24 protein-coding genes are annotated in these 24,815 nt (G+C 43.0%); 15 read left to right on the forward strand and 9 right to left on the reverse strand.

Going from position 1 to position 24,815, the window contains the following annotated elements; translation table 11 throughout:
- Positions 1 to 41 precede the first annotated feature (41 nt).
- The 5 genes from D5F11_RS19345 (at position 42) to D5F11_RS19365 (ending at position 5,454) form a co-directional block, all read left to right on the forward strand.
- Entirely contained in the window at positions 42 to 1,514 is a 1,473-nt protein-coding gene (locus tag D5F11_RS19345; protein WP_120117870.1) for an aldehyde dehydrogenase family protein, read from the forward strand.
- An 87-nt stretch (positions 1,515 to 1,601) separates the two neighbouring features.
- Positions 1,602 to 2,720, forward strand: a complete 1,119-nt coding sequence (locus tag D5F11_RS19350) for an aromatic ring-hydroxylating oxygenase subunit alpha (protein WP_120117848.1) — start codon at positions 1,602 to 1,604, stop codon at positions 2,718 to 2,720.
- Positions 2,717 to 4,099, forward strand: a complete 1,383-nt coding sequence (locus tag D5F11_RS19355; protein WP_120117849.1) for an APC family permease — start codon at positions 2,717 to 2,719, stop codon at positions 4,097 to 4,099. Before D5F11_RS19350 ends, D5F11_RS19355 begins: the two co-directional genes overlap by 4 nt.
- A 55-nt stretch (positions 4,100 to 4,154) precedes the next feature.
- On the forward strand, positions 4,155 to 5,192 hold the full coding sequence (locus tag D5F11_RS19360) for an NAD(P)/FAD-dependent oxidoreductase (protein WP_120117850.1): 1,038 nt from the start codon (positions 4,155 to 4,157) through the stop codon (positions 5,190 to 5,192).
- A 22-nt stretch (positions 5,193 to 5,214) separates the two neighbouring features.
- Entirely contained in the window at positions 5,215 to 5,454 is a 240-nt protein-coding gene (locus D5F11_RS19365; protein ID WP_120117851.1) for a ferredoxin, read from the forward strand.
- A 65-nt stretch (positions 5,455 to 5,519) separates the two neighbouring features.
- Here D5F11_RS19365 and D5F11_RS19370 read toward each other — a convergent pair whose 3' ends face one another.
- The gene (locus D5F11_RS19370; RefSeq protein WP_120117852.1) at positions 5,520 to 6,854 is read right to left on the reverse strand and encodes a sigma-54 interaction domain-containing protein; all 1,335 of its coding nucleotides are present in this window, start codon (positions 6,852 to 6,854) and stop codon (positions 5,520 to 5,522) included.
- Between the two features lie 22 nt (positions 6,855 to 6,876).
- Positions 6,877 to 7,425, reverse strand: a complete 549-nt coding sequence (locus D5F11_RS19375) for a TetR/AcrR family transcriptional regulator (protein ID WP_185830795.1) — start codon at positions 7,423 to 7,425, stop codon at positions 6,877 to 6,879.
- Positions 7,426 to 7,604: 179 nt separating this feature from the next.
- On the opposite strand from D5F11_RS19375, the gene D5F11_RS19380 reads away from it, so the two are divergent.
- Positions 7,605 to 8,879 carry an ArgE/DapE family deacylase gene (locus D5F11_RS19380; RefSeq protein WP_120117854.1) on the forward strand — a complete coding sequence of 425 codons (1,275 nt, stop codon included), beginning with the start codon at positions 7,605 to 7,607 and terminating at the stop codon, positions 8,877 to 8,879.
- A 162-nt stretch (positions 8,880 to 9,041) separates the two neighbouring features.
- Here the strand turns inward: D5F11_RS19380 and D5F11_RS19385 are convergent, their stop codons facing one another.
- The 6 genes from D5F11_RS19385 to ectA all read right to left on the reverse strand — a co-directional run bounded on the left by D5F11_RS19385 (position 9,042) and on the right by ectA (position 14,267).
- Complete coding sequence (locus tag D5F11_RS19385) at positions 9,042 to 9,749, reverse strand: ABC transporter permease (protein WP_120117855.1); 708 nt, start codon at positions 9,747 to 9,749, stop codon at positions 9,042 to 9,044.
- On the reverse strand, positions 9,746 to 10,594 hold the full coding sequence (locus tag D5F11_RS19390) for an ABC transporter ATP-binding protein (protein WP_120117856.1): 849 nt from the start codon (positions 10,592 to 10,594) through the stop codon (positions 9,746 to 9,748). The genes D5F11_RS19385 and D5F11_RS19390 overlap by 4 nt, the downstream gene beginning before the upstream one ends.
- 242 nt (positions 10,595 to 10,836) lie before the next feature.
- Positions 10,837 to 11,865, reverse strand: a complete 1,029-nt coding sequence (locus tag D5F11_RS19395; protein ID WP_120117857.1) for a LytTR family transcriptional regulator DNA-binding domain-containing protein — start codon at positions 11,863 to 11,865, stop codon at positions 10,837 to 10,839.
- A 162-nt stretch (positions 11,866 to 12,027) separates the two neighbouring features.
- A complete protein-coding gene (locus D5F11_RS19400) occupies positions 12,028 to 12,414 on the reverse strand; it encodes an ectoine synthase (protein ID WP_120117858.1) in 387 nt (128 codons plus the stop codon).
- Positions 12,415 to 12,431: 17 nt separating this feature from the next.
- On the reverse strand, positions 12,432 to 13,712 hold the full coding sequence (gene ectB / locus D5F11_RS19405) for a diaminobutyrate--2-oxoglutarate transaminase (protein WP_120117859.1): 1,281 nt from the start codon (positions 13,710 to 13,712) through the stop codon (positions 12,432 to 12,434).
- A gap of 27 nt (positions 13,713 to 13,739) precedes the next feature.
- The gene (ectA, locus tag D5F11_RS19410) at positions 13,740 to 14,267 is read right to left on the reverse strand and encodes a diaminobutyrate acetyltransferase (RefSeq protein WP_120117860.1); all 528 of its coding nucleotides are present in this window, start codon (positions 14,265 to 14,267) and stop codon (positions 13,740 to 13,742) included.
- 267 nt (positions 14,268 to 14,534) lie between these two features.
- On the opposite strand from ectA, the gene D5F11_RS19415 reads away from it, so the two are divergent.
- Positions 14,535 to 15,338, forward strand: a complete 804-nt coding sequence (locus tag D5F11_RS19415) for an arylamine N-acetyltransferase family protein (protein ID WP_120117861.1) — start codon at positions 14,535 to 14,537, stop codon at positions 15,336 to 15,338.
- 432 nt (positions 15,339 to 15,770) lie between these two features.
- Here D5F11_RS19415 and D5F11_RS19420 read toward each other — a convergent pair whose 3' ends face one another.
- Positions 15,771 to 15,893: a small acid-soluble spore protein P gene (locus D5F11_RS19420; RefSeq protein ID WP_120117862.1), complete on the reverse strand. Its 123-nt coding sequence runs from the start codon at positions 15,891 to 15,893 to the stop codon at positions 15,771 to 15,773.
- Positions 15,894 to 16,227: 334 nt separating this feature from the next.
- On the opposite strand from D5F11_RS19420, the gene ehuB reads away from it, so the two are divergent.
- The 8 genes from ehuB (at position 16,228) to hutH (ending at position 24,728) form a co-directional block, all read left to right on the forward strand.
- Positions 16,228 to 17,118, forward strand: a complete 891-nt coding sequence (ehuB, locus tag D5F11_RS19425; RefSeq protein ID WP_120117863.1) for an ectoine/hydroxyectoine ABC transporter substrate-binding protein EhuB — start codon at positions 16,228 to 16,230, stop codon at positions 17,116 to 17,118.
- Positions 17,119 to 17,459: 341 nt separating this feature from the next.
- Positions 17,460 to 18,119 (forward strand): ectoine/hydroxyectoine ABC transporter permease subunit EhuC, encoded by a 660-nt coding sequence (gene ehuC, locus D5F11_RS19430; protein ID WP_120117864.1) that lies wholly within the window; start codon positions 17,460 to 17,462, stop codon positions 18,117 to 18,119.
- The gene (gene ehuD, locus D5F11_RS19435; protein WP_126646634.1) at positions 18,116 to 18,814 is read left to right on the forward strand and encodes an ectoine/hydroxyectoine ABC transporter permease subunit EhuD; all 699 of its coding nucleotides are present in this window, start codon (positions 18,116 to 18,118) and stop codon (positions 18,812 to 18,814) included. The genes ehuC and ehuD overlap by 4 nt, the downstream gene beginning before the upstream one ends.
- A complete protein-coding gene (gene ehuA, locus D5F11_RS19440; RefSeq protein WP_280519768.1) occupies positions 18,814 to 19,647 on the forward strand; it encodes an ectoine/hydroxyectoine ABC transporter ATP-binding protein EhuA in 834 nt (277 codons plus the stop codon). The genes ehuD and ehuA overlap by 1 nt, the downstream gene beginning before the upstream one ends.
- Positions 19,648 to 19,867: 220 nt before the next feature.
- The gene (locus D5F11_RS19445; RefSeq protein ID WP_120119571.1) at positions 19,868 to 20,503 is read left to right on the forward strand and encodes a LytTR family DNA-binding domain-containing protein; all 636 of its coding nucleotides are present in this window, start codon (positions 19,868 to 19,870) and stop codon (positions 20,501 to 20,503) included.
- A 134-nt stretch (positions 20,504 to 20,637) separates the two neighbouring features.
- Positions 20,638 to 22,176: a succinyl-CoA:acetate CoA-transferase ScpC gene (scpC, locus tag D5F11_RS19450; protein ID WP_120119572.1), complete on the forward strand. Its 1,539-nt coding sequence runs from the start codon at positions 20,638 to 20,640 to the stop codon at positions 22,174 to 22,176.
- Positions 22,177 to 22,643: 467 nt separating this feature from the next.
- Complete coding sequence (gene hutP, locus D5F11_RS19455) at positions 22,644 to 23,087, forward strand: histidine utilization transcription antiterminator HutP (RefSeq protein WP_120119573.1); 444 nt, start codon at positions 22,644 to 22,646, stop codon at positions 23,085 to 23,087.
- A gap of 120 nt (positions 23,088 to 23,207) precedes the next feature.
- Positions 23,208 to 24,728, forward strand: coding sequence for a histidine ammonia-lyase (gene hutH / locus D5F11_RS19460; protein ID WP_120119574.1), 1,521 nt, complete (start codon positions 23,208 to 23,210; stop codon positions 24,726 to 24,728).
- Positions 24,729 to 24,815: the final 87 nt, after the last annotated feature.

The raw sequence follows: 24,815 nt of genomic DNA on the forward strand, positions 1-24,815 counted from the left end.
AAAAATAAAGGAGGAAGAAAAGGATGGCAGTTACTTCAACAATCATTGAGCTTAAAAATTATATTGGCGGTGAATGGAGACAAGCAATGGGAGATGACGTGAATGTCGTGATTAACCCGGCAAATCAAGAGGTTATTGCAAGGGCTCCAAGAGCAACAAAAGAAGAGACGGAAGAAGCAATTTTGGTTGCGAAGACAGCTTTTGAAAGCGGTATCTGGTCTAATATGACAACTTACGAGCGAGCCGCTTACTTAAATAAAATTGCAGATAAAATCGAAGAGAACCTTGATGAGCTTGCAATGCTGGAAGTAATGGATAATGGAAAAATAAAAACAGAGGCAGAGTTTGATATTGCTGATGCTGCAGGTTGCTTCCGTTATTATGCCGGGTTGATCATGGCACCTGAAGGTGAAACATACCAAGTGCCTGAAGATGTACAGGCAATGGTCGTAAAAGAACCTGTTGGGGTGGCAGGACTTATTGTTCCATGGAACTTCCCGATGTTGATGAGTGTTTGGAAGATTGCACCGGCGCTCGCGGCAGGTAACACAATCGTTTATAAGCCGGCAGAATCGACTCCGATTACTGCGATGAAATTGGTTGAAATCATTGAAGAAGTTGGCGTGCCAAAAGGTGTAATGAATCTAGTGATGGGCAGAGGGTCAGTTGTAGGACAGACAATTGCAGAAAGCAAAGACGTCGATCTAGTATCATTCACTGGAAGCACTGAAGTTGGACGTGAAATCATGAAAGCAGCCGCAGGAAATCTGAAAAAGATTTCTCTTGAATTGGGTGGAAAATCTCCAAATATTATTTTTGCGGATGCGGACTTTGAGACGGCGGTAGACTACGCCTTAATGGGAATCTACTACGGAACTGGACAAGTATGTTCAGCAGGGAGCCGTATTTTAGTAGAAGAGAGCATTTACGATAAATTCATAGAGAGATTTGTCGAACGGGCAAAACAAATTAAAGCAGGACCTGGCTTGGATGAAAGCTCGCAAATGGGTGCGATTAACAGTGAGGCTCAATTGAACACTATTTTAAAATATATTGAAATTGGCAAACAAGAAGGGGCCAAGTTGGCATGCGGAGGCCACCGTCTAACTGAAAATGGATTAGATAAAGGATTTTTCATTGCGCCGACTGTATTTGTAAACGTCACTTCCGACATGCGTATTGTGCAGGAGGAAATTTTTGGTCCGGTTGTTACGATCCAAAGCTTTAAAGATGAAGAAGAAGCCATCAAGCTTGCGAACGATACGGACTTTGGCCTTGCTGGCGGTGTTTTCTCAGGCGATGGAGCAAAAGCAATGCGTGTCATCAAAAAAGTTCGCGCTGGAATTACATGGGTAAATTCATTCGGTACAACCTATAACGAAGCGCCTTGGGGCGGGTACAAACAGAGTGGAATCGGACGCAGCCTTGGAACATACGGATTGGATGATTTCCAAGAAATCAAGCAAATCAATATTAATCTTGATGTGCAGCCTGCCGGCTGGTTCCCAAATTAAGATTTTTTGAAGTGCATCTTTCTAAGAGATGCACTTCTTACCATCACTTTACCTAAAACATCATAGAAAAAAATTGGAGGATTTAAAATGAGTACAGTTATGAATCATCGATACAAGGCAGATCCACAGGAATCATACACGCTGCCGTCACACTTTTACACGAGCGAGGAGATTTTTAATAAAGAAAAGGAAGAAATCTTTTATAAAAACTGGATTTTCGCTGGTCATGCAGAAAAAGTGGATGCTCCTGGCAAATATTTCACCTTTCAAGTTTTTGATCAAAACATCATGATTATAAGAGGAAAAGATGATATTATTAGAGCATTTTATAATGTATGTCCGCACCGGGGCCATGAATTAGTGGAAGGGGAAGGAAAAAAAGCAGTGATTTCCTGTCCTTATCACGCATGGACGTTTCATTTGGATGGGCAGTTTAATCAGGGCCGTGCAGTTGATCAAATCAAAAATTTTGAACAAAAAGAAGCTTGTTTAACGCCGGTAAATATTGAGGTATTTCTGAATTTCATTTTTATTAATCTGGACCCGAATGCAAAGCCCATCCGGGAAATGATGCCGAGTCTAGAGGAAACTATTCGCACTAAGATTCCCGAAGTGGAGAATCTGACGTTAGCGAAAAGAATTCGTTACGATATAAAAGGAAACTGGAAAAACGTAATAGATAATTATCTTGAATGTCACCACTGCCAAGTGGCGCATCCAGAGTTTGTTAAGCAAATAGATATGAGCAGTTATCAAATCAACCCGCAAGAATACTATATTGCCCAAACGAGCAGAGGAAAAGGCTCCTGCAGCATTCCCGGAGATTTGGATATGGCCAGCGATGAGACATACTTGTCCTTATGGTTATGGCCGACTCTAGCGCTTGATATCATGCCTGGCGAGCCGGGGATAATCATCATGTATATCGAACCTGTCAGTCCGGAGGAGTCTATTGAGTATTTGGAATTCTATTTCATGTCAAAAGAGCCAACTGAAGAAGGGTGGGAGAGCATCAAATATCAGGATGAGGTGCTGACACCGGAGGATATCAGCCTAGTGGAGAGTGTTCAAAGGGGACTGAGGTCAAAAGGCTATACAGATGGCCGTTACGTTATCGACAAAGAGAAATCATCCATCAGTGAGCACGGTGTTCATCATTTCCATGGCTTAGTATTAAATGCGTTGGAGGGGGTCAGGACTTCATGACCGAACAGCAAGGCTTAAAGAGAAGGTTAAAGTTCATTCATGTTTTTATACTTGGGCTGGCTTTGCTTACGCCTACGACTGTTTTTGATACTTTTGGAATAGCGTCCCTCGCCACAGGGGGGCATGTTCCATTAGTATACATGTTTGCAATGGTTGCCATTCTTTTTACTGTGTTCAGCTATGTTCATATGGTTAAGGCATTTCCAAGTGCGGGATCAGCGTACACATATGTTCAGAGAACCTTCCATCCCAATCTGGGATTTATGGTAGGCTGGTCAGCTCTGTGTGATTATCTTTTTTTGCCTATGTTGTATGCGCTGGCTATTAAAATCTATATGGCTGCCTATTTTCCGGGAGTGCCGGCATGGCTCTGGGTGATCATTCCCATTGTAGTCATCAGTGTGGCAAACCTCTTCAATGTAAAAGTGGCTGTATCACTCAGCACCGTTTTTGTATTCGCACAGATTTTGATTACTGTTATCTTTGTGGCTCTCCTTATTAAAGGGCTTGCAAGCAGTTCAGAAATGGGCAGTATCTTTTCTCTACAGCCTTTGTTTTCGGCAAATCTGACGCTCACGGGTGTGTTGGCTGGAGTAACCATTCTGGCTTATTCCTATATTGGATTTGATGCGATCAGTACCTTGGCGGAAGAAACAATTAACCCGACAAAAACTGTCCCCAAGGTAATGATTGCTCTAGCCCTATATATCGGAATTACTTATACAGCAGTAACCTATTTCATGCAGGTCGGGTATCCGGATGCTTCTGTGTTCATAGATCCCGAATCAGCCGCCGCAGAAATAGCGCCGCAAATCGGAGGCATGTTATTTGCCTCAGTATTTCTTGTTGTCATTATTTTGTGTAACATCTCTGGTGGAATTTCCGCACAGTTAAGCATATCGAGGTTATTGTACGCAATGGGGAGGGACAATGTAATCCCAAGGAGAGTTTTCGGCTATGTTACCCCAAGGTCGCGTGTTCCCATTTACAATATTATCATATCTGGGCTAGTAGCGATGACCGCGGTATTCTTCGATTTGGTTACGGCTGCCTCATTCATCAGCTTCGGAGCTTTTACAGCATTCACTTTTGTCAATTTATCTGTAATCGTTTTCTACTATGTCAGAAATAAAAAGCGATCTTTAAAAGAGACATTCATGTACTTGGTATCTCCGCTCATTGGGATTGGCTTCTTGATGATCATGTGGTTCAGCATGGATCTGCGGGCGTTGATTTTAGGTATATGCTGGAATGCGGCTGGGTTTATATTCCTCTTGTACATTACGAAGATGTTTAAAATACCTGCGCCGATGTTTAATTTTGACGAGGAAGAGATTCCAGCAAACGAAAATGAAGGGGAAGAGGTCCTTCAAGCTTAATTGTTTAGTTTAATATTCCTAATATTCGTTCAATTATGAGAAACAGGAGGTTAACATGCACAAATCAGATGAAGTATTAGACATTACGATTATCGGCGGCGGTCCCGTTGGGCTATTCACCGCTTTTTATGCTGGCATGCGCCAGACTTCGGTAAAAATAATTGAAAGCCTTCCGCAATTGGGCGGACAGCTGTCGGCCCTTTATCCGGAAAAATACATTTATGACATTGCCGGTTTTCCAAAAGTGAGGGCGCAGGAACTCATCGACAATCTGACTGAACAGATGAACCAGTTTGAAGTGCAAACATGTCTTGGGGAGACAGTGGAAAATGTCGTGAAAGAAGCGGGCGGCTATTTTAAAATGGTCACGAATAAAGGGATCCATTTTTCAAAATCAATCATTATTACTGCAGGAAACGGTGCTTTCCAACCCCGCAAGCTGAAATTGGAAGGGGAGGAAAGGTTTGAGGAAACGAACCTGCATTACTCCATTCAAAACTTGGCGCAGTTTGAAGGCAGAAGGGTCGCCGTCTTTGGCGGCGGGGATTCTGCGGTCGACTGGGCGATGATGCTTGAACCAATCGCAGAGAAAGTGACGATCGTTCACCGCCGAGATAAATTCCGTGCCCATGAACATAGTGTTGAATTACTTCAGCAATCAAAGGTGGAAATTTTAACTCCGTTTGTGCCCGTTGAGCTTATCGGCGACGAAAGAGTGAAGAAAGTGATCGTCCAAGAAACAAAAGGCGAAGAGAAGGTCGAGCTTGAAGTGGACGATGTACTAGTGAACTATGGTTTTATCTCTTCTTTGGGACCAATTAAGGATTGGGGATTGGAAATCGAAAAGACCTCCATTCTGGTGAATTCCAAAATGGAGACGAATATCGAGGGCATTTATGCGGTCGGCGATATTTGCACATACGAAGGAAAAGTGAAGCTGATCGCCACCGGATTCGGAGAAGCGCCTGTCGCCGTAAGCAATGCGAAGGTCTATCTGGATCCGACAGCGAAGCTGCAAACCCTTCACAGCACAAGTGTTATGGGAGAGCACGAGAACAAAGAAGATGCGAGAAAGTCACTAGTCAAGAATTGACATCAAAGAAGGAGTATTTCATATGGCTGCTTACACGATTGTTAACAGGGAAACGTGCATTGCTTGCGGAGCATGCGGGGTAGTAGCACCTGATATTTTCAATCACGATGAGGAAGGGTTGTCTTTCAGTAAATTGGACAACAACCAAGGAATTACAGAAGTAGACGAGGAACTCATTGAGGATTTGGAGGATGCTTGTGAGGAATGTCCATCAGACTCTATCAAAATATCGGATCAGCCGTTTCACGGAAATCCGGAGTGATAGTGGAAGGGGTCTGACCCCGCTGTTATGAATGAAAGCCCCGGGCACCTTCCCGGGGCTTTCGTTCAACTTGAAGGAGTGTATTTCCTGATCAATCTTGCGGCCCTGGATTGGCTGATTTTTAAGAACTCGGCTACCTTCCTTGAATTTTTAAAACGATGATAAGTCTCCATGATAATTTTTCTTTCCAATTTCTCCAAAGATTCATCAAAAGAAGTCACAGGAGTATCATCTGGTATAACAATCTCCATTTCCTGCAGGTTGGCAGGGATATGATCGATCATAATCACATCATCGGATACCACTACAAGTTTTTCGATTAGATTTTCCAGTTCCCGTACATTTCCTGGCCATTGGTATTCTTCGAAAAAGTGATAAACATTTTCTTCAATGCGGCGGTTTATTTCATATTTGCCATTAAATTTTTCCAAAAAATAATTTGCCAGAGGAACGATGTCACTTTTCCTTTCCCTCAAAGGCGGTACTTTTACATCCATGACATTTAACCGGTAATAAAGGTCTTCCCGGAATTCATTTCTCATGACCATTTTCTTCAGGTTTTTGTTGGTAGCGGTGATAATGCGGATATCGACCTTTTTGGATTTTGTCTCTCCGATGGGAGTGAATTCCCTATCCTGGATAACATGAAGCAATTTTGCTTGTATGTTAAGGGGCAGCTCTCCAATTTCATCTAAAAACAAAGTCCCCATATGAGCTGCTTCAATCAGGCCTATTTTCCCTTTTTTATTAGCGCCAGTAAAAGCACCGTCTGTATAACCGAATAGTTCTGATTCCAGCAGGTGTTCAGGAAGTGCTGCGCAGTTAATTATGATGAAAGGCTCGTGATTCCGTTTGCTCTTTTGATGAATATACCTGGCAAGAAGCCCTTTTCCAGTTCCGGACTCTCCATACAGCAGAATGGTCGTGTCAAATAACGCCACTTTTTCAAGAGTTTTGATCAATTCCTTCATTTGAACGTCTTGAGAATTTAAATCGAGGTATGGATTGTGTGGGGTGTCCTTGTTTGCTCGTTCGTATAATTCCATAGCCTCATTTATCAAACAAATAAAATACTTTGCTTGTGACTCTTCGATTGTCAAGGGAATGACCGTGACTGTTCCTGCGGCAGTACTTTTATAAGTAAATGAAAAGACATTCGGCTTTCTCTTGTCTAAAAGAGAAGAGGTTATTTTGCCATTGAACCATTCATTTTCATAATCGATCATTTTTTTTCCGATTAACTGTGATTTTTCAACTGCGAAAAGGCTTTCAAATTTAGGGTTTACTGTGAGGATTGAGTGTTTTTCATCCACTATTAAGATAGCGTTCGATGAAAATCCGACAATGGCTCTTAATATATCGCTTTCATTTTGAATGCTTTTTCGGCAGTTGGATGACATTTGTTCAACTTCCTTTCAATTATTACTTTTCAGCTTCTTTTACTAGTTCATTCAGCTTCTCAAATACGTCATTCCGTAGTTCTGACTGAATAGGAGCGAGACCGAAGAGCTCCGAAAACCATAGCCCATCAGTTGCGAGTCGCACGATAGTAGAAATGACTGGATCAATCTGGTCGTTCTCCAACTGCTTCTGCCAATTTTGGTAATGCTCTTTAGCAGGCTTGAGCAGATTTGGGTTATGTACTAGTGCGGCCAGCAAGGCAACTACGAACTCATTTTCTTCCTTATCGTACTTAAGAAAAGTGGTTTTCAAGTAGGATCGGGTTGTTCCGCCTGGAAGCTTGTCATTCTCATGCTCCTCACTCAGCTGGTTGTCAAATTGATCAAACAGCTGTTTCAACATCGCCTCTATTAAAATTTCTTTCGTTGGAAAATGGTAAAAAAGACCGCCTTTGCTCATACCAGCTTTATCTGCAACCGATTCCATCGTCATTTTAGCAATACCGTCATTTCTTACCAGTTCATAAACGGCTTCAATAATCTTATCTTTCGAGTCTTTTTTTTCAGCCACAATATTTCACTCCTAATAGTCTAATAATTTAGTTAAAAATATTATACCGACTGGGCGGTGCAGTTGTCAAATATTATAATGAAAGACTAACTATTTTTTGTATTTTGATTTATAATGTATATGGATATATGTAATTTGATTTTATTTTTATATACATCATTGTAGGAAGGAGCACCAAATTGATAACTGATACTAAGAAAAAAGTTCAAGACTACATTGAAGAAAACAAAGATGAACTCATCGAGGCCATTGTCAAAGCGGTTCAAATTCCAAGCGTCATTGGCGATGAAAATGCCATGGCAGAATATATGAAGAAAAAGTATGAAGAAATCGGTTTGAAGGTTGTCGAGGTTCAACCTGAGTATGAGAAAGTTCAAGATCATCCTGCATTCTGCAGCTCCGGACTTCCATTCGAGGGCAGAAACAACATTATTGGGATTTGGGAAGGTAATGAAGATGCCCCTTCATTAACGTTAAACGGTCATATGGATGTTGTTTCACCAGAACCGGTGGAAAACTGGACAAAAGATCCATGGGGTGGCGAAATCGAAGGGAATAAATTGTACGGGCGTGGTTCCGGGGATATGAAAGCCGGGCTTATGGCCAATTGGTTCGCTTTGAAAGCGTTATTAGACATGGGAATCAAGCCAAAAGGCAAAGTTCTGCTTCAAAGCGTGTTAGAAGAAGAAGCAGGAGGGGCGGGCGGTACACTCGCTTGTCTGGAAGACGGCTTTTTGACTGACGGTTTCATCGCGACTGAGCCTCACTCTTTAAGACTAACCGTCGCTCATGCGGGAGTGTTGTATTTCCGGGTGAAAGTGGTTGGAAAAACAGCTCATGCGGGCATGGCGCATTTGGGCGTGAATGCCATCAGCAAAATGTATAAGGTGTACAATGCACTTGAAAAGCTCTCAGAAAAGAGGGCGAAAGAGGTTTATTTTGAGCTTTTCCATAAAGGCTCCGGTCAATCTGTCCACATGAACCTCGGCACGCTGGTAGGAGGAGACTGGGTATCTAATGTTCCTGGTGAAGCAGTGCTTGAGTGCAGAATCGGCTTTATTCCGACTGAAACACGTGCTGGAATCAAAGAGCTGATTGAAAAGACAGTTCAAGATGCGATAAAGGGCGATGAATGGCTTGAACAGCATCCTCCGGAAATAGAGTGGTACGGCTGGACGACAGAGGCTTGGAATCAAGATCCGGAAGACCCTTATGTACAAGCATTTAAAAAGACTGCAGAAGGTGTATTGGATAGAGAAATTGAAATTGGCGGGAGAGCTGCCGGGAATGATGCTCGCTTTACTCAATATTTTGATAAACCGGGACTTGTTTTCGGCCCAAGATGCTCCAATATGCATGGACCGGACGAGTATGTTGAAATTGATAGTGTCATCGACACAGCCAAAGTATTTGCTGCTCACATCATTGATTGGTGCGGCGTGGAAGAAGATTGATTCAAAACAGCCCCTGACTTTTTTGGTCAGGGGCTGTGACAATTAAAGGGAAGGTGCCGACTTAAATAAGAAATGTTTTAAGGACGAACACCACTGCTGCTCCAAGGGCCACGGCTACTACAAAACTTAGCAATTTTTTCATCATAAGTCCTCCCTCTTTGTTTAGTCCACCATCCGCTTGCGAAAGACGATTACAGCCAAAGCGGAGATCATGATAATCCAAATAAAGATAATCCCTAAGTTGAAAAGGACATCTGCAAAACCAGCGTTGTTTTCCACTTTTGTCGCAATTTCCAGAAGTTGGATGTTCGGGAGGTATTCAGCCACTTTTAAAATCGGATAGGTTTTTGCCAATGAAGTGATAAATGTTCCCGCTGAAAAAATGACTATGAATGGAAGAATCAGGACGGAAGCCTCCATAACCGATTTTGCATACAGACCTAATAATGTCCCTAAGCCGAGATAAAAAAGAGTGGATAGTATAATTGCGACTGCTGTAATTCCAATGCTCTTTGGATAATAATCTAAAAAGAAAGCACTTAATGCGATCACTAGAATTGTTGAAAAGAAAGACAATAAGCTTTTTCCACTTAAAATCTCTGTGGTGGTTGCTGGTGACAGCATTAATCCTCTTAATGTGTTCTTCTCTTTTTCTTCGGCAATAAGACAGCATTGAACAAAGGCTGCAACCATAGCAAATGCCATATTAAAAATCGTATAATGTGCTTCAATTGAGTCAATACCCATGCGACCGTAAAGAGCTGCAAGGATCGGTGGCAAAAATATAACGATGGATACAGCATAATTCCGAGAAAAATCCTTGTAGTCCTTTTTTAAAATTGCGTTTACACGCCTCCAAGAAAAGGTCATGCCAATTTCCTCCCTGTCACTTGTATGAAAATATCTCCCAAAGTTGGTTCGTTTGAATGAACCCTTTCCACTCGATCAGTTTTCATTAATTCATATAACTGCTGCGCACCTTCTGTACCAATCGGAACGACAATCTTCTGTTCGTTTGACATCTCTACTGTTATTGTCCCATTAGCGTATTTCCTTTTCAGATTATCAGGCGTATCCAATAACTGGATTTTTCCTTTGTTTAAAAATGCAACACGGTCACAAAGGGTGTCGGCTTCGTACATATCGTGGGTTGTTAAAAAAATGGTCGTTCCTTTAGTATTTAGCGCTCGCAAACCCTCATATATATGAAGCGTATTCGTCGGGTCCAAAGCCGAAGTTGGTTCATCCAGAAAAAGAAGCTCCGGTTCATGGAGAAGCGCTCGTGCCAAAATGACCCGTTGTTTCATTCCTTTAGATAATGTAGAAACTATTTTCTTATTATCCTTTGTCAGATTAACAGCTGCAAGAGCTTCTTCAATTCTTGAACGGTGAACATCATATAAATCACAATAAAGCTTTAAGTTATCGTTGATTGATAATCTTTCATACAAACCGCTGTTGTCAGTCAATACTCCAAATCGTTTCCGATAATCCGATAGTTTCAATTTAGAGACGGGTTGGCCGAAAGCTGTCGCCGAACCGCTGGTAGGATTCATTTGTCCTGTTAAAATTTTAATTGTAGTGGTTTTACCAGATCCGCTTGGGCCTAAAAAGCCGAAAATTTCTCCCTTTCTTACTTGAAAGTCAACGCCTTCAAGAGCGGGTTGATCAGAGAAAGTTTTAACCAGATCCTTTACTTCGATAATGTTTCCCATATTTTCACCTCAAAAAAACGTAATTTCATCCGTTTGCTATATTCAGGTTACAAGGAAATATTGCACCAAGCATTAAAAAACAGATGAAAGGAGTTATATATGAGGTGAATGGAGCAAAAAGGATGTTAAATCTTTTCATCTTTGTTAGTTTAGCTAAGCTGCAGAATATGAATAGCTTCAAATGACAGTTCAATAAAGAAAGGAATCGACATATTTCCCGAGAAATAATATGTATTTCTACATTATTTGAGTCCGAGCATTTCTTTCAATACAGCCATTTTTGACTTTGAAAGGGGAATGCTTGATTTGTGGGCGTCCTCCAAAACAAGGCTATAGCTATTCCTTGTCCAAGTAATCACTTCACGAACTTTTTGCAGGTTAACGATATAGGAACGATGACAACGAAAAAAGCCAAAAGGCATTAATCGATTTTCCAATTCCTGAAGAGTAAAGTCGTTTGGGAAGGCCTCGCCTTTAATATGTATAAAGGATTGTCCTTCTCTGCTTTCAATATAATCAATCTCAGGGGGATTGAAGAGAACGATTTTATCCTTGACTTTCGTCGGGATTTTTTTGAACTGAACGGGCTGCCCCATATCCGTTTGTTGTTCCTCTTCAAGTTGGTACTCAGAGGTTTTGGAGTCATCACTTTCGATTTGAATGGGGGATAATCCGCTACCGTCGAGTTTATACACCTCGTCTGCAGCCGTAACTGCACTTTCCATATTGCCAGTTAGAATCAGGACTGCTTTGCCTAATTGTCGGAGCTTTTGAAGGAGAGAAAGAAATATTTGTTTTGATTCCAAATCCAGGTTTTGATCGGGCTCTTCCAAAATATAAATGGCAGGGTTTTGCAAGAGGAGGCAGGCAAACTGAACTCTTCTGCTCTCTGAATATGATAATTTATCAATCTTTAATTTCCTTTTATGGTCAAGATGAACTGCTTTTATTGCTTGGTCAATGTTTTGATTCGATGCGTATAAACTTTTTATAAAATGAAGCATTTCTTCGATTGAAAGGCGTTCATACAATGCTACGTTTAAAAATAAAAAGCCGATATTCTTGGTGGGTTGCTTCAAAAGGTTTTGGCCAATGTGGATTTCCCCATGAGAAAGCCCTGTTTTGCCAAGCAGTAGATTGATTATCTGTTCTCTGACATTCACGCTTGAATAGAGTGCAGCGACCTGGCCAGGATTGACTAACAAGTTAAAGGAAGGGAAGATGATTGTATCATTCACTCTTTTTTCAGCACCCATAAATTGTAATTTCATTGAGGATCCTCATTTCTTCAATCTTATACATCGTATTATATCAAAAAAAGAAACAGCCCAAGCTGATAGACTCAGCTTGGGCTGTAAAAGGATATTCAAGTTTGATGTCGATAAATAGACGCTGCCACTTTTCTAATGTCCAGTTCCAGCGCCACTTTTCTATTAATCTTCCACCAAAGGGTATACCCCATCCTTATCATGAGTTTCTCTTCCAGTAAGCGGTGGATTGAACACGCAGATCATTCTCATGTCTTTAGTCGCTCTTAAATAATGCTCATCATTTTTATCAAGAGCATACATTGTTCCATCTTTGATCGGATATACTTTTCCGTCTGAAATGGTCTCAATTTCCCCTTCTCCACCGACACAATATACGGCTTCCAGGTGGTTTTTATACCAAATATGAGTTTCGGTTCCTGCATATATAATTGTGTCATGATAAGAGAAGCCCATGTTATCATCCTTTAACAGCAGGCGTCGGCTTACCCAATTATCAGCCTTAACTTCATTATCCGTTCCAATTACTTCTTCCAATGTTCTTACAATCATTTCTCCATCACCCTTTTCTAATTCTTTAGAGCAGCTTTAATGCTGTCCTCTACGATTTGGAATCCTTTTTCGAGTCCTTCCTTGTCAATGATCAGAGGCGGCAGAAACTTGAATACCTCCCCTTTAGGTCCAGAAGTTTCCATAAGTAGGCCTCTTTTAAATGCCTCTTCGCATATGATTTCCGAAGTTTCCGCTCTTTCGCAAGCTGCTCCTTGCATCAGGCCGCGTCCTCTTTTTTCTGCGTTTAGTTCAGGGTATTCATGGACGATGTAGTCTAGGAATGAGCTCACCATTTCCGCTTTTTGGGTTATTTCTTGAGAGAATTTGTTTGTTTCCCAGTAGTTCAATGCTTCTGCGGCCGCGATGAAAGCCATATTATTTCCACGGAAAGTTCCGTTATGCTCGCCAGGCTCCCAAATATCGTATTCACTTTTGATAAGGGTCAAGGCCATTGGCAGACCATAGCCGCTTACGGATTTCGACAGGCAGACGATGTCTGGAGTGATTTCCGCAGGTTCAAAACTAAAGAAAGTTCCAGTTCTGCCGCAGCCTGCCTGCACATCATCAATGATCAACAATATATCGAATTCTCTGCATATTTTTTCTATACTTCTCAGCCATTCATAGCTTGCAGCATTGATTCCGCCTTCACCTTGGACAGTCTCTAAAATCATGGCTGCTGGAAGATCGACGCCGCTGCTGCTATTTTCCAAAAAGGCTTTGATATAGTCAATGGAGTTTGTGTTATCCACATAATTGTCGAATGGCATGAAAACAGTATTGTTTAATGGTATGCCGGCTCCATCTCTTTTCGACGCATTTCCCGTTACGGACAGGGAACCTATGGTCATTCCATGGAATCCGTTTGTAAAACTGATGACTGTATTCCGTCCGGTAACTTTTCTTGCAATTTTTAGTGCGCTTTCCACAGTATTGGTCCCCGTTGGGCCAGGAAACATCACTTTATAATCTAGGTTTCTCGGTTTTAAAATGATCTCATTAAATTTTTTGAGAAATTCTCCCCGAGCAACCGTGGCCATATCCAGGCTGTGTGTGATGGCGTCCTCTTCAAGATAGCTAATAAGGAGCTTTTTCATTTTTTCATTATTATGTCCATAGTTGAGGGCACCTGCGCCGGCAAAAAAGTCGATATATTCCTTATCATTGATATCCCATAATTTGTAGTTCTTGGCTTTTTTAAAAACAGTGGGAAAGCTTCGGCTGTAGCTTCTGACTTTCGATTCAAAGAGTTCAAAAACATCCATGGCAATAGCGGGCTTGTCAGTAATAGTCGACATAAATCTACACATACCTCCAGAAATTTTTTATTTCAATGGCCCAATTCGATACGCAATTTCTGCTTCATGGGAAGGGTCTGGAAATTGATCTTCGCTGAAACATTCATATTGCGTATACTCAGTTTCTAGTTTTTTTGCCAATCCTTTAAACAGGTTATTGGAAGGTTTGTTTGTGGGAGTGACAGTAGCCTCCAAGAAACGGATGTTTGTATTTTCAAGCCTTTTGATTAGTTTCAGCAATAATGTTGTGGCCAATCCTTTACCTCTTTGGGACTGGTCGACAACGACCTGCCATATAAACAATGTATCTGGCGCGGTTGGCTGGAGAAAGCCGGATATGAAGCCAACAATTTTACGGTCGACCACTGCTACAATGGATGTTTTATTAAAATATTTGCCCCACATTAAATAGCTGTATGACGAATTGACATCGAGAACCTTCGACTTTTTGACAAGCTCAAATATCTCACTGCCGTCGTCGGCAGTAGGCTCCCGAAAATAAATCGTGGCTGATTTCCTGTCCCTGACAGAAGGTTTTTCTTTTACTTTACCGATTGTTTGTTCACCTCCTCACTTTTGCAAGATGTATATAATCATATCGGGAGCAATATGTAAAATCAAAGTCAGTCAGGCATGTTGTAAACGATTTATTTGTAATGAGTCACGGACTGCTTGAAATAATAACCGGTTTCCTGCAATTTCCTTCCATATGGTCTGATATGGTCCCCGATAAGAATTGATTTCAAATATAGAAACAATTCCCTCCCCATAAAGTCTCGGAAATAGTATGATGGGTTAAAACGGAAAAGGGGGAGAAGAGTCTTGAGTGGTGAAATAGCTAAGCTTTTAAAAGAAAAGGATTATTTTTCAGCCAAAGATGATCTGCATCGTATAAAGCAAGTTCAAGAATTTTTGGCTGACCGGTTTGTATTCGAAAATCTGGATGTTCTTTTAAAGGTGGAGGACTCCATTACGCCTGAATTCATTGAGGAAAAAATGTTGTTAAAGAGGCGTGGGGGGTTATGCTATGAATTGAATGCTCTGCAGCATCTTCTTTTAAAAGAACTTGGACTTGATGTACATTTGGTATCCGCCACTGTTGCAACTGAAACAGGCTGGGCAACAGATCGTACCCACGTAATGAGCCTTTTCAGGAAGGAAGGAAAGCTTTACTTAATCGACAGCGGATTTGGAAGCGATCTGCCACTTCAGCCTGTAGAATTGGACGGACCGCCCGTGACTTCGCCGGCCGGGAACTTTCGCCTTCAAACATGTGAAACAGAGAAAGGCTCTATTGTACTTCAATCGGAAACAAATAGTGGATGGAATACACGCTATGCTTTTTTTCCGGAGAAGGCTGAATGGGACGACTTGAACCGAATTAAAAAAGAAATTCATACCAGTTCAAAATCTTCATTTAATCGGGAACTACTGATAGCTCGGCTGCTGCCGGAAGCAACGCTTTCCGTGAATGAAGAGCGTCTTCAAATAAAGAAAATTGAAGGCGAAGGCCAAAGAATCTTGTTTACAACGGATCAAGAGATGTTGAAAAACATTAAAAAAAACTTTAATGAGTCTATTTATCAAGCGGCTGTTCAATACGTGCAGGGAAAAGAAAAGGCTTAAAAAGTCCAAAATGAATTCAAATTGTATAAGGGTTTTTCGTTGACCCCTTGAGAGTACGAGGAATCGAACACTCCAATATTTTTGAAGCAATCAAATATCATCTATCTCTAGATGACTGATAAAAAGAGAGCCACGATCTTTTTGGATGAGCGTGGCTTTTTGTGAATTACGGAAAATTATATAAAGGAACCTTTTTCTTTGTCCAGCTACGACGTACAGGAAGTACTAGTGCAAGCGAAGCGACAGGACGTTGCGATCTGAGCCTGCCGACGTACAGGAAGTACTACTGTCACCGAAGCTACAGGATGTGGCGGCTTGAGGCGGCTAGCACCTAGCCCCTCGAGGTCACAAGCCGCTTTCACTTTTCTTACATAACGGATGAAATGTTATCCAGATGAGGAGCTGACCTGATCGAATTGTGCCCCCGCCTTTTTACATTCCATGCCCGGGATTTTTGTTTTGTCTCGAGTGGTTTCTGTTTTTTACTTTATGGGAGCCGCTTAACGGTTTGGGCTGGTTTGTTTCCTGTTTCTTTTCTTGTGATTCTTTTCCCATTTTGACACCTCCATTAATTAGTATGTCTGCTTCAAGTGTTTTTAATGTGGGATATCTACTAGGAAATGGGAGCATATTCCATGAATGTTGAGTATCTCATGTGCGAAATCAGCCTCATGCAACGAGAGCCCGCATAACCGTAATTAAACCAATTATATGCTGTTTGAACCTCACAACTAGTTCACGTAGACTGTTATACAAAGCGCTTTCAATTGTTATTTGCTAGTTTTAAATGTCTAGTAAGGATGCAATGATAACGGGCATAAATAGGGGAAAATGCGCTTTTCTTTATTGGAATATTTCGAAATGAAAGAGAAAATGAGGGGGTTTTACTTTGAAGAAGTGGTTGGTCATAGCTGTTGTTGGTTTGTTGGTAATACTAAGTGCCTGTGGAAACAGCAGCGGGAGCGGAGGAAGTGGTGGAGAATCGAAAGCGGATGGCTCCACACTTGATCGCCTGAAGAAAGAAGGTAAGGTGAAGCTTGGTGTAGCAAATGAAAAACCGTATGGCTATAAAACATCTGACGGAGATGTGACAGGTGTTGCACCTGAAATCACCAAAGCAGTCTTCAAGGAAATGGGTATTGACACAGTTGAAGGGGAAGTTACGGAATTCGGATCCTTGATACCGGCATTGCAGGCGGGACGTTTTGATGTTATTACCGCTGGGATGGATATCCGTCCTGAACGCTGTGCAGAAGCGGCATTTGGCGACGTGGAAATCCGCTATGGAGAAGGCATGGCTGTTCAGAAGGGGAATCCGAAGAATTTGCACAGCTATGAAGACATCGCCAAAAATCCAGATTTGAAAGTGTCCATCATGGCAGGAGCGAATCAGCATGAGTTCCTAAAAGAACTTGGCGTTAAAGATAGTCAGATTGAAACAGCAGACAGCATTTCCTCCAACATCGCCGCAGTAAGCTCCGGCCGTGTGGACGCGACAGTGATGACGGAAGCGACACTTAGAGAAGCGGTGGAATCAGCGGACCAGTCCAAAGTGGAAGAAGCTAAGCCGTTTACACAGCCGGAAATTGGCGGGGAAAGCGTCATGAGCTACGGGGCTGCTGTGTTTAGGAAAGAGGACAACGAACTGAGAGAAGCTTACAATGCAGAGTTGAAAAAGCTGATTGATTCTGGAAAGATCCTTGAAATCTATAAAGAGTTCGGATTTGGGGAGGACAACCTTCCGGATGATGTAACAACGGCAGATCGTTGCGGACAATAAATTAAATAATGAGTCGCCGTAGAAAAGAATCCCTTGTGTAGGATAGTGCCATAAGAACTTGTAAAAATCACACTTGTGCCCTATACGAGACCGGATCGCGATACTGTTTGGGTGTATAAAATGGAACTATAGTCCCCATTAGAACACAGCTCTGTTGGAGCAGTCGTATAGAGAGGTTTTATGCACACTAAAAGAGCGCCCTCCTATTGGTATAGTCGTATAAGAGCTAGCAAAGATGCTCGCATAGAAAAGTTTTTTACACTTTCACGATATCAATTAATGGACTCTATCCTGGTATCAATGCAAGGGGTTTTGCACCTTAGATATGAAGGGACTGTATAATGATTGATACTTACATGATGTTTTTGCCGGAATTGCTGCGCGGCGCAGGTGTAACGATCCAAGTTCTCCTGCTGTCCGCCATTTTTGCCTTTCTTTTCGCGTTTGTCGCCGGCCTTGGCCGGGTGTCGCGCTTTTGGATCGTCCGGTTTTTGATGGGTGCTTTGGTGGAGTTGTTCAGGGGGACGTCCCTGCTTGTACAGATGTTTTTCTTCTTTTTTGCTCTGCCTGCGTTCGGAATGGAGCTTACCCCGTTTGCCGCAGGGGTCCTGGCTTTGAGCCTGAATTACGGGGCGTACGCCTCAGAGGTTGTCCGGGGAGCGATCCTGTCGGTGCCCGGCGGGCAGACAGAAGCGGGCATTGCGCTTAACATGACCCGCTGGCAGCGGATGAGGCTCGTCATCCTTCCGCAGGCCTTCCGCCTGATGCTGCCGGGATTCGGGAATAATGCGATTGAGCTGCTCAAGGGGACATCGCTCGTCTCTTTAGTCACCTTGGCCGACCTGACGTTCCAGGGCCGGATCCTAAAAGATAACTACACAGGAGATCAGGTGGAAATCTTCACGCTGCTCCTTCTCCTTTACTTTGTCCTGGCGCTGCCGCTTATCTTCGGTGCACGCTGGCTGGAGAAGCGGGCCGCGAAAGGGGTGGCCGCCAGATGACGTGGGATTGGAATTTTGCTATTGAGATTTTTCCAAGGATTTTCAAGGCGATGTGGATTACGCTGGGTGCCACCGTTGCCGCCTATCTGATCGCTCTGACGCTCGGCCTCGTGCTTACGCTTTTGCGGAGAAGCAGCTTTAAGCCGCTTAAGTGGCTGACGGTCGGCTTCATCGAGTTTGTGCGGAGCACGCCACCGCTTGTCCAATTGTTCTTCCTTTTTTACGCTTTGCCGGAAATTCCGTATATCGGCTTTTCGCTCAGCCCGTTTATGACAGGAGCACTTGGCCTTGGTATCCATTACAGCACCTATGTGTCGGAGATCTACCGCTCGGGGATCGACTCGATTCCAAAAAGTCAGTGGGAGGCAGCCACGGCGTTGAACTTCTCGAAGGCACACACATGGATGAAGGTCATCCTGCCGCAGGCGATTCCGCCGGTCATACCGATGCTCGGGAACTATCTGATTGTGCTGTTCAAGGAAACGCCGCTACTCTCTGCGATTTTGGTTGTCGAGATGCTGCAGACAGCTAAAATCATCGGCTCAGAGACGTGGCGTTATTTGGAGCCGATCACCATTGTGGGGCTGCTGTTCCTGTTGCTGAGCTATCCGTCGTCACTGCTTGTACAGTATGTTGAGAGGAAAGTCAATAGAAGCCGCAGCAGACAACAAACGAATAAAGGAGTGAGCGCATGATGACAGCAATGCAGGATGCGATCCGTGAAGGAGTAAACGAGATGCCGGAACCGACACCGGACCAGCCGATTGTTCGCTACCGGGATATCCGGAAATCGTTCGGTGATTTTGAAGTCCTAAAGGGTCTAGACCTGGACATTAAGCAAGGTGAGAAGATTACGATCATTGGGCCGAGCGGTTCGGGGAAGACGACAATTATCCGGATGCTCATGACACTGGAGGAGCCGACGTCCGGAACGATCATAGTGGACGGGGAGCCGCTTTGGCACGAAGTTGTTAAGGGAGAACTGGTCTCCGCCCGAGAGAAGCACTTGCGCAGGGTCCGCGGGAAGATCGGTATGGTGTTTCAACAGTACAATCTATTTCCGCATATGACTATATTAAAGAACGTAACCGAGGCGCCGATCCATGTACTTGGCATGCCAAAGCAGGAAGCAAAGAAGCGGGCGCTGGCGATGCTTGAAAAAGTGGGGCTTCAAGATCATGTGCACAAATACCCGATCCAGCTATCCGGCGGGCAACAGCAGCGGGTGGCAATCGCCCGGGCGCTAGTTATGGAGCCGAAGGTAATGCTCTTTGACGAGGTGACATCGGCACTGGACCCCGAGTTAGTTGGTGAAGTGCTCCAGGTTATCAAAGACATCGCACAAACGACGAACATGACGATGATCTTGGTGACGCATGAAATGGACTTTGCCCGTGAGATTTCTGACCGAGTCGTCTTCATCGACAAGGGGAAGATCGTGGAGCAGGGTCCGCCTGAGCAGGTATTGGAAAATCCGAAGACGGAAAGACTGAATACATTTTTAAAGCATTTTCGTCATGGATATTGAAAGAAAGCATGTAAGGGAAAGCCATAGTTTTTCCTCACATGCTTTTTTCTGTGAAAATTTAAGAATTCCTTCATTTAGTGGTCTGGAACTATTTTTTTCTAGATGGCGCTCATTAACATACTAATTTATTGTACAGGAGGCATGAAACGCTAATTTATGCTGAATCATAAAGAAGTATTATATACTTGTCACAAAGGAAAAAATATCAAAGGTGGTTCCAATGGACAATTTGTCTCTTTTAAATGTGATCGGAGAGCTGTTTTCCGATGAAATTTCTATTGCTGTTTCAAATACAAAGGAGTATATATACTACCGTCCAAGCAAGCGTATTGATTTGAAAGTCAATCCGGGCGATCCGATTAAAGAGGGAACGATCACATACAAAGCTCTAACTACAAGGCAAAAGGTCTCTGAATTTATTGATCGTGAAGTATACGGGGTGCCTTATCATGGGATGGCTGTTCCTTTTCAGTATGGAGGAAGCCTTGAAGGGTGTGTTACAGCTGTTTATCCCGTGCTTACAGAGGGAAAATCAGCTGTTACGGTTAAGACGAATGATGGATGGATTCCGTTCTCTTTTGAAAAGGTAAAATATTTGGAGGTAAAAGACAGGAAAACTCATGTTTATGCTGATGGAATTTCTGGAACACACAAAGACACTTTGCAGGAATTTGAATATCTTTTGCCGAGGGATTCTTTTATCCGCTGCCATCGATCCTTCATTGTCAATGTCCATCATATTCAGGCGATCTATCCTGATACTCATTCAACATTTGTATTAGAAATGAATGATCATACAAGGATTCCGGTCAGTCAATCTTATTCAAGCTATTTCCGGAAGCTTCTCGGTTTCTGATAATGTTCTGTTTTAAACAAACATTTACTTGTTTTAATCATTGAATACCCCATTCCAGTCCCTTTTTCTCTTTACACCTACATAGTGACCTAAAATGATTTTAACTATAGATTCTGAGAAAGAGGGATTATTTCATGGGGAAACAATATGATCGCATAAGAGACCCTCGCTTGAAAAATCGTGTCGTATCAGCAGAAGAAGCCGCATCTTGGATAAAAGACGGAATGACATTGGGGCTAAGCGGCTTTACTCGTGCAGGAGATGTGAAGGCGGTTCCCTTTGCGTTGCTTGAAAGGGCAAGAGAAGAAGAGATCAAGGTAAATATTTTTACCGGCGCATCTTTGGGATCAGATATAGATAAAGTTTTTGCTGAAGCAGGTATCATTCATAAACGACTACCATTTCAAGCAGATTCCACCATGCGGAAGAAAATCAATGAAGGCGAGCTTCTATTTGTCGACCATCATTTATCACATACCGCCGAATATGTACGAGCAAATACGATCAGTCCGATTGATATTGCAATCTTGGAAGCGATTTCGATTACGGAAGATGGCATGGTCATCCCTACGACGTCCATTGGAAACTCTTTGTCGTTCGCTGAGCATGCGAAGGCCATCATTATTGAAATTAATATGGCTCAGCCTGAATTGTTGGAAGGGCTACATGATTTATACGACCCGGAAAAACAGGGGGAACGTTCCCCAATTCAATTGACAACTGTGGCTGACCGGATTGGAACGATCGGGATTCCTGTGGATCCTGATAAAGTGAAGGGGATTGTATTTACAGATCAATTAGATTCTCCGTCTAACATAGTCGAGCCTGATCATGAAACTGAAATTATGGCTCAGCATTTAATTTCATTTTTAAGGAGCGAAATCAAGAAAGGCAGGCTCACGGAGCACCTCGCGCCGCTACAGTCGGGCATCGGTTCTGTTGCCAATGCAGTCCTTTATGGGATGTTGAATTCAGAATTCAAAGATTTGGAGGTGTACTCCGAGGTATTGCAGGATGCTGTCTTTGATCTGATTGACGCAGGGAAGGTCAATTTTGCATCGTGTTGTTCCATTACACTGTCAGAAAAGAAGATGAAGCAGGTCTTCGACCATTTTGAAATATACCGTGAAAAGCTGATAATGCGGCCACAGGAGTTGTCGAACCACCCGGAAATCATCCGGAGACTCGGCTTGATATCCATCAACACGGCCCTGGAATTTGACATATACGGCAATGTCAACTCGACGCACGTATCTGGAACAAAAATGATGAACGGAATCGGGGGCTCCGGTGACTTTGCTAGAAATGCCCGCCTCGCTATTTTTGTGACAAAGTCGATTGCGAAAAACGGGGATATATCCAGTATCGTTCCATTCGTATCGCATGTGGACCATACTGAGCATGATGTTGATATTGTTGTTACGGAGCAGGGATATGCGGATTTAAGGGGTCTGGCCCCAAGGGAGAGGGCACCGCTGATCATACAAAATTGTGCTCATCCGATGTATCGCGATCAGCTTTTGGCTTATTATGAGGAAGCCCTTGAACGCGGCGGCCAAACACCGCATGTACTGGAAAAAGCTTTCTCCTGGCATACAAATTACAGCAAATACGGAACGATGTTAGAAAAGCAGAACAATCACAACGAAGCAAGGCTTCAATGCTCATTTTAAGTTACTGAAATGTGGTTGACACTCCTAGGATAAGCGCTTACAATGAAGGTAGTTATTAGTCTTTAGAGATTGTTAGATGAGAGTTGTTTATCATTCCGGACAGAAGCTCCCAATTCAAAGAATGTGAAGGGCGTCGCCCAATGAGAAAGTGGGAGATGAATGTTGGTTGGCGATAGCCAAACTGTGTTGTATACTATGTAGAACGAATTCAAGCGTGGTTGCTTGTTGCGTAAATAGAACTTGTAGGGTGGCTGTCGTTCGCCTATACCTTTCAAAAGTCGCAAAAAGGATAAACCATCAAACCTGTGGCACGAAAACCAAGTGTCACATAGTAAACAAAACTGCAATACCATACGAAACTCGTATCAACCGTAGGGACTACGGGGGTAGCCTTCTAAATAACTAGCGGTTACGCTGGTGTTCGTAGGAATCCCGCACTTCAAGCGTTAGCTAAGTGGGTGGTTCAAATGTCGTTGAATAAAGATCTTCGTATCGGCCGTCACGCCATTCTTCTTTTGCTGTCTGAACAACCATCTGAGCAGTTGAAAAAGCTGGAGCAGGCCAATTGGAAGGGCTGCGTTGGAAAAGTGGGCTCAATGGATGCTCATAAAGTAGTTGCTGCGATTGAAACAGCTGCCAAGAAAAATGGAATTATCCAAGCGGACATTTACCGTGAATCGCATGCATTATATCATGCCATTATTGAGGCTTTGCATGGAGTTACACGAGGCCAGGTACAATTAGGGTCTATACTGAGAACGGTTGGCTTGACTTTCGCCGTGTTGCGGGGAAACCCGTATACAAAGGAGGAAGAAGGAGAGTGGATCGCCGTTTCTTTGTATGGAACAATTGGTGCACCTGTCAAGGGCTCCGAGCACGAAACGATTGGTTTAGGAATTAATCACATATGACTTGCCCATAGTTTACTAGTTAATAGGGGGCTATATCACGAAATCGTTATTGATTTCATGATATAGCCCCCTTTCTATTTTAACTTTATTCAACTAAAGGAAATGAAGGGAGCCAATAGAATGATTAGATTAAATGGTCAATCACTTTCTTTTTCTGAAGTTCGCCAGATTCTATTTGACCTGGAAAAGGTAGGATTCACCGAAGAAAGCATGAAACTGGTGAAAAAAAGTCGAGAAGCCGTTGAAAGAATTGTTGCTGAAGAAAAGGTTGTCTATGGAATCAATACAGGCTTTGGAAAGTTTAGTGATGTCTTGATTGGAAAAGAAGATGTGGAAGAGTTACAACTAAATTTGATCCGCTCTCACGCCTGTGGGATTGGCGATCCTTTTCCGGAAATTGTCTCGCGGGCAATGGTCCTTCTTCGCGCAAATGCTTTGCTAAAAGGCTTTTCAGGTGTGCGCCCTGTTGTGATCAAAAGACTTTTGGATCTAGTCAATGCTTGTATTCATCCGGTCATTCCGCAACAAGGGTCTCTTGGTGCCAGCGGAGACTTGGCTCCGCTCTCACATTTGGCTCTTGTACTAATGGGGGAAGGAGAGGTGTTTTATAAGGGTGAAAGAATACCATCGATGGATGCTTTGACAAAAGAAGGCATTTTCCCGATCACACTGACGGCCAAAGAGGGGCTGGCTCTGATAAATGGAACTCAGGCGATGACAGCGATGGGAGTGGTTGCATACTTAGAAGCAGAAAAAATGGCTTATCAATCAGAAATCATCTCAGCCGTCACGATAGAGGGGTTGCGGGGAATCATGGATGCATTTGACGAAGATATCCACTTAGCACGTGGCTATAAAGAGCAAGTGGAAGTGGCTGAAAGAATCCGCGCTTATCTGAAAGGCAGTTATTTAACGACGAGACAAGGAGAATTGCGTGTCCAGGATGCCTATTCGATTCGATGCATACCGCAAGTTCACGGCGCGACATGGCAGGCGTTACATTATTCGAAGGAAAAATTGGAAATTGAAATGAATGCGGCTACTGACAATCCATTAATTTTTGAAGACGGTGAAAAAGTTTTATCAGGCGGCAACTTTCATGGACAGCCGATTGCATTGGCTATGGATTTCTTGTCAATTGCGGTGGCGGAATTGGCAAATATCTCAGAGCGGAGGATCGAACGCTTAGTGAATCCGCAATTAAACGATTTACCACCATTTTTAAGCCCAGAGCCAGGCCTGCAATCAGGAGCAATGATTATGCAGTATGTTGCAGCTTCTCTAGTTTCTGAAAATAAAACATTAGCTCATCCGGCAAGTGTTGACTCGATTCCATCCTCTGCAAACCAAGAGGATCATGTGAGTATGGGAACAATCGGAGCCAGGCACTCCTACCAAATAATAACCAATACACGTCGTGTACTGGCCATTGAAGCTATATGCAGTATGCAGGCGGTAGAAATACGAGGAAAAGAAAGGATGGCAGCTGTTACAAGAAGCTTTTTAGAAAATGGCCGGAAGATTGTACCGTTTATACATTCAGATCGTGTTTTTTCCAAAGATATTGAAAATATGGCCGAGTGGTTGAAAGAAGAAGGTATGCACTTTGATACAAAAGGAGTTGTGGAGCTTCAGGCATAAATTATCCATATTTATCATTTCCTGACAGAAGACTCCCACTTCAAGGAATATAAAGGGCGGAGCCCAATGAGTAAGTGGGAGATGAAT

The organism is Siminovitchia terrae, assembly GCF_003605405.2.
Classification (GTDB): domain Bacteria; phylum Bacillota; class Bacilli; order Bacillales; family Bacillaceae_C; genus Siminovitchia; species Siminovitchia terrae.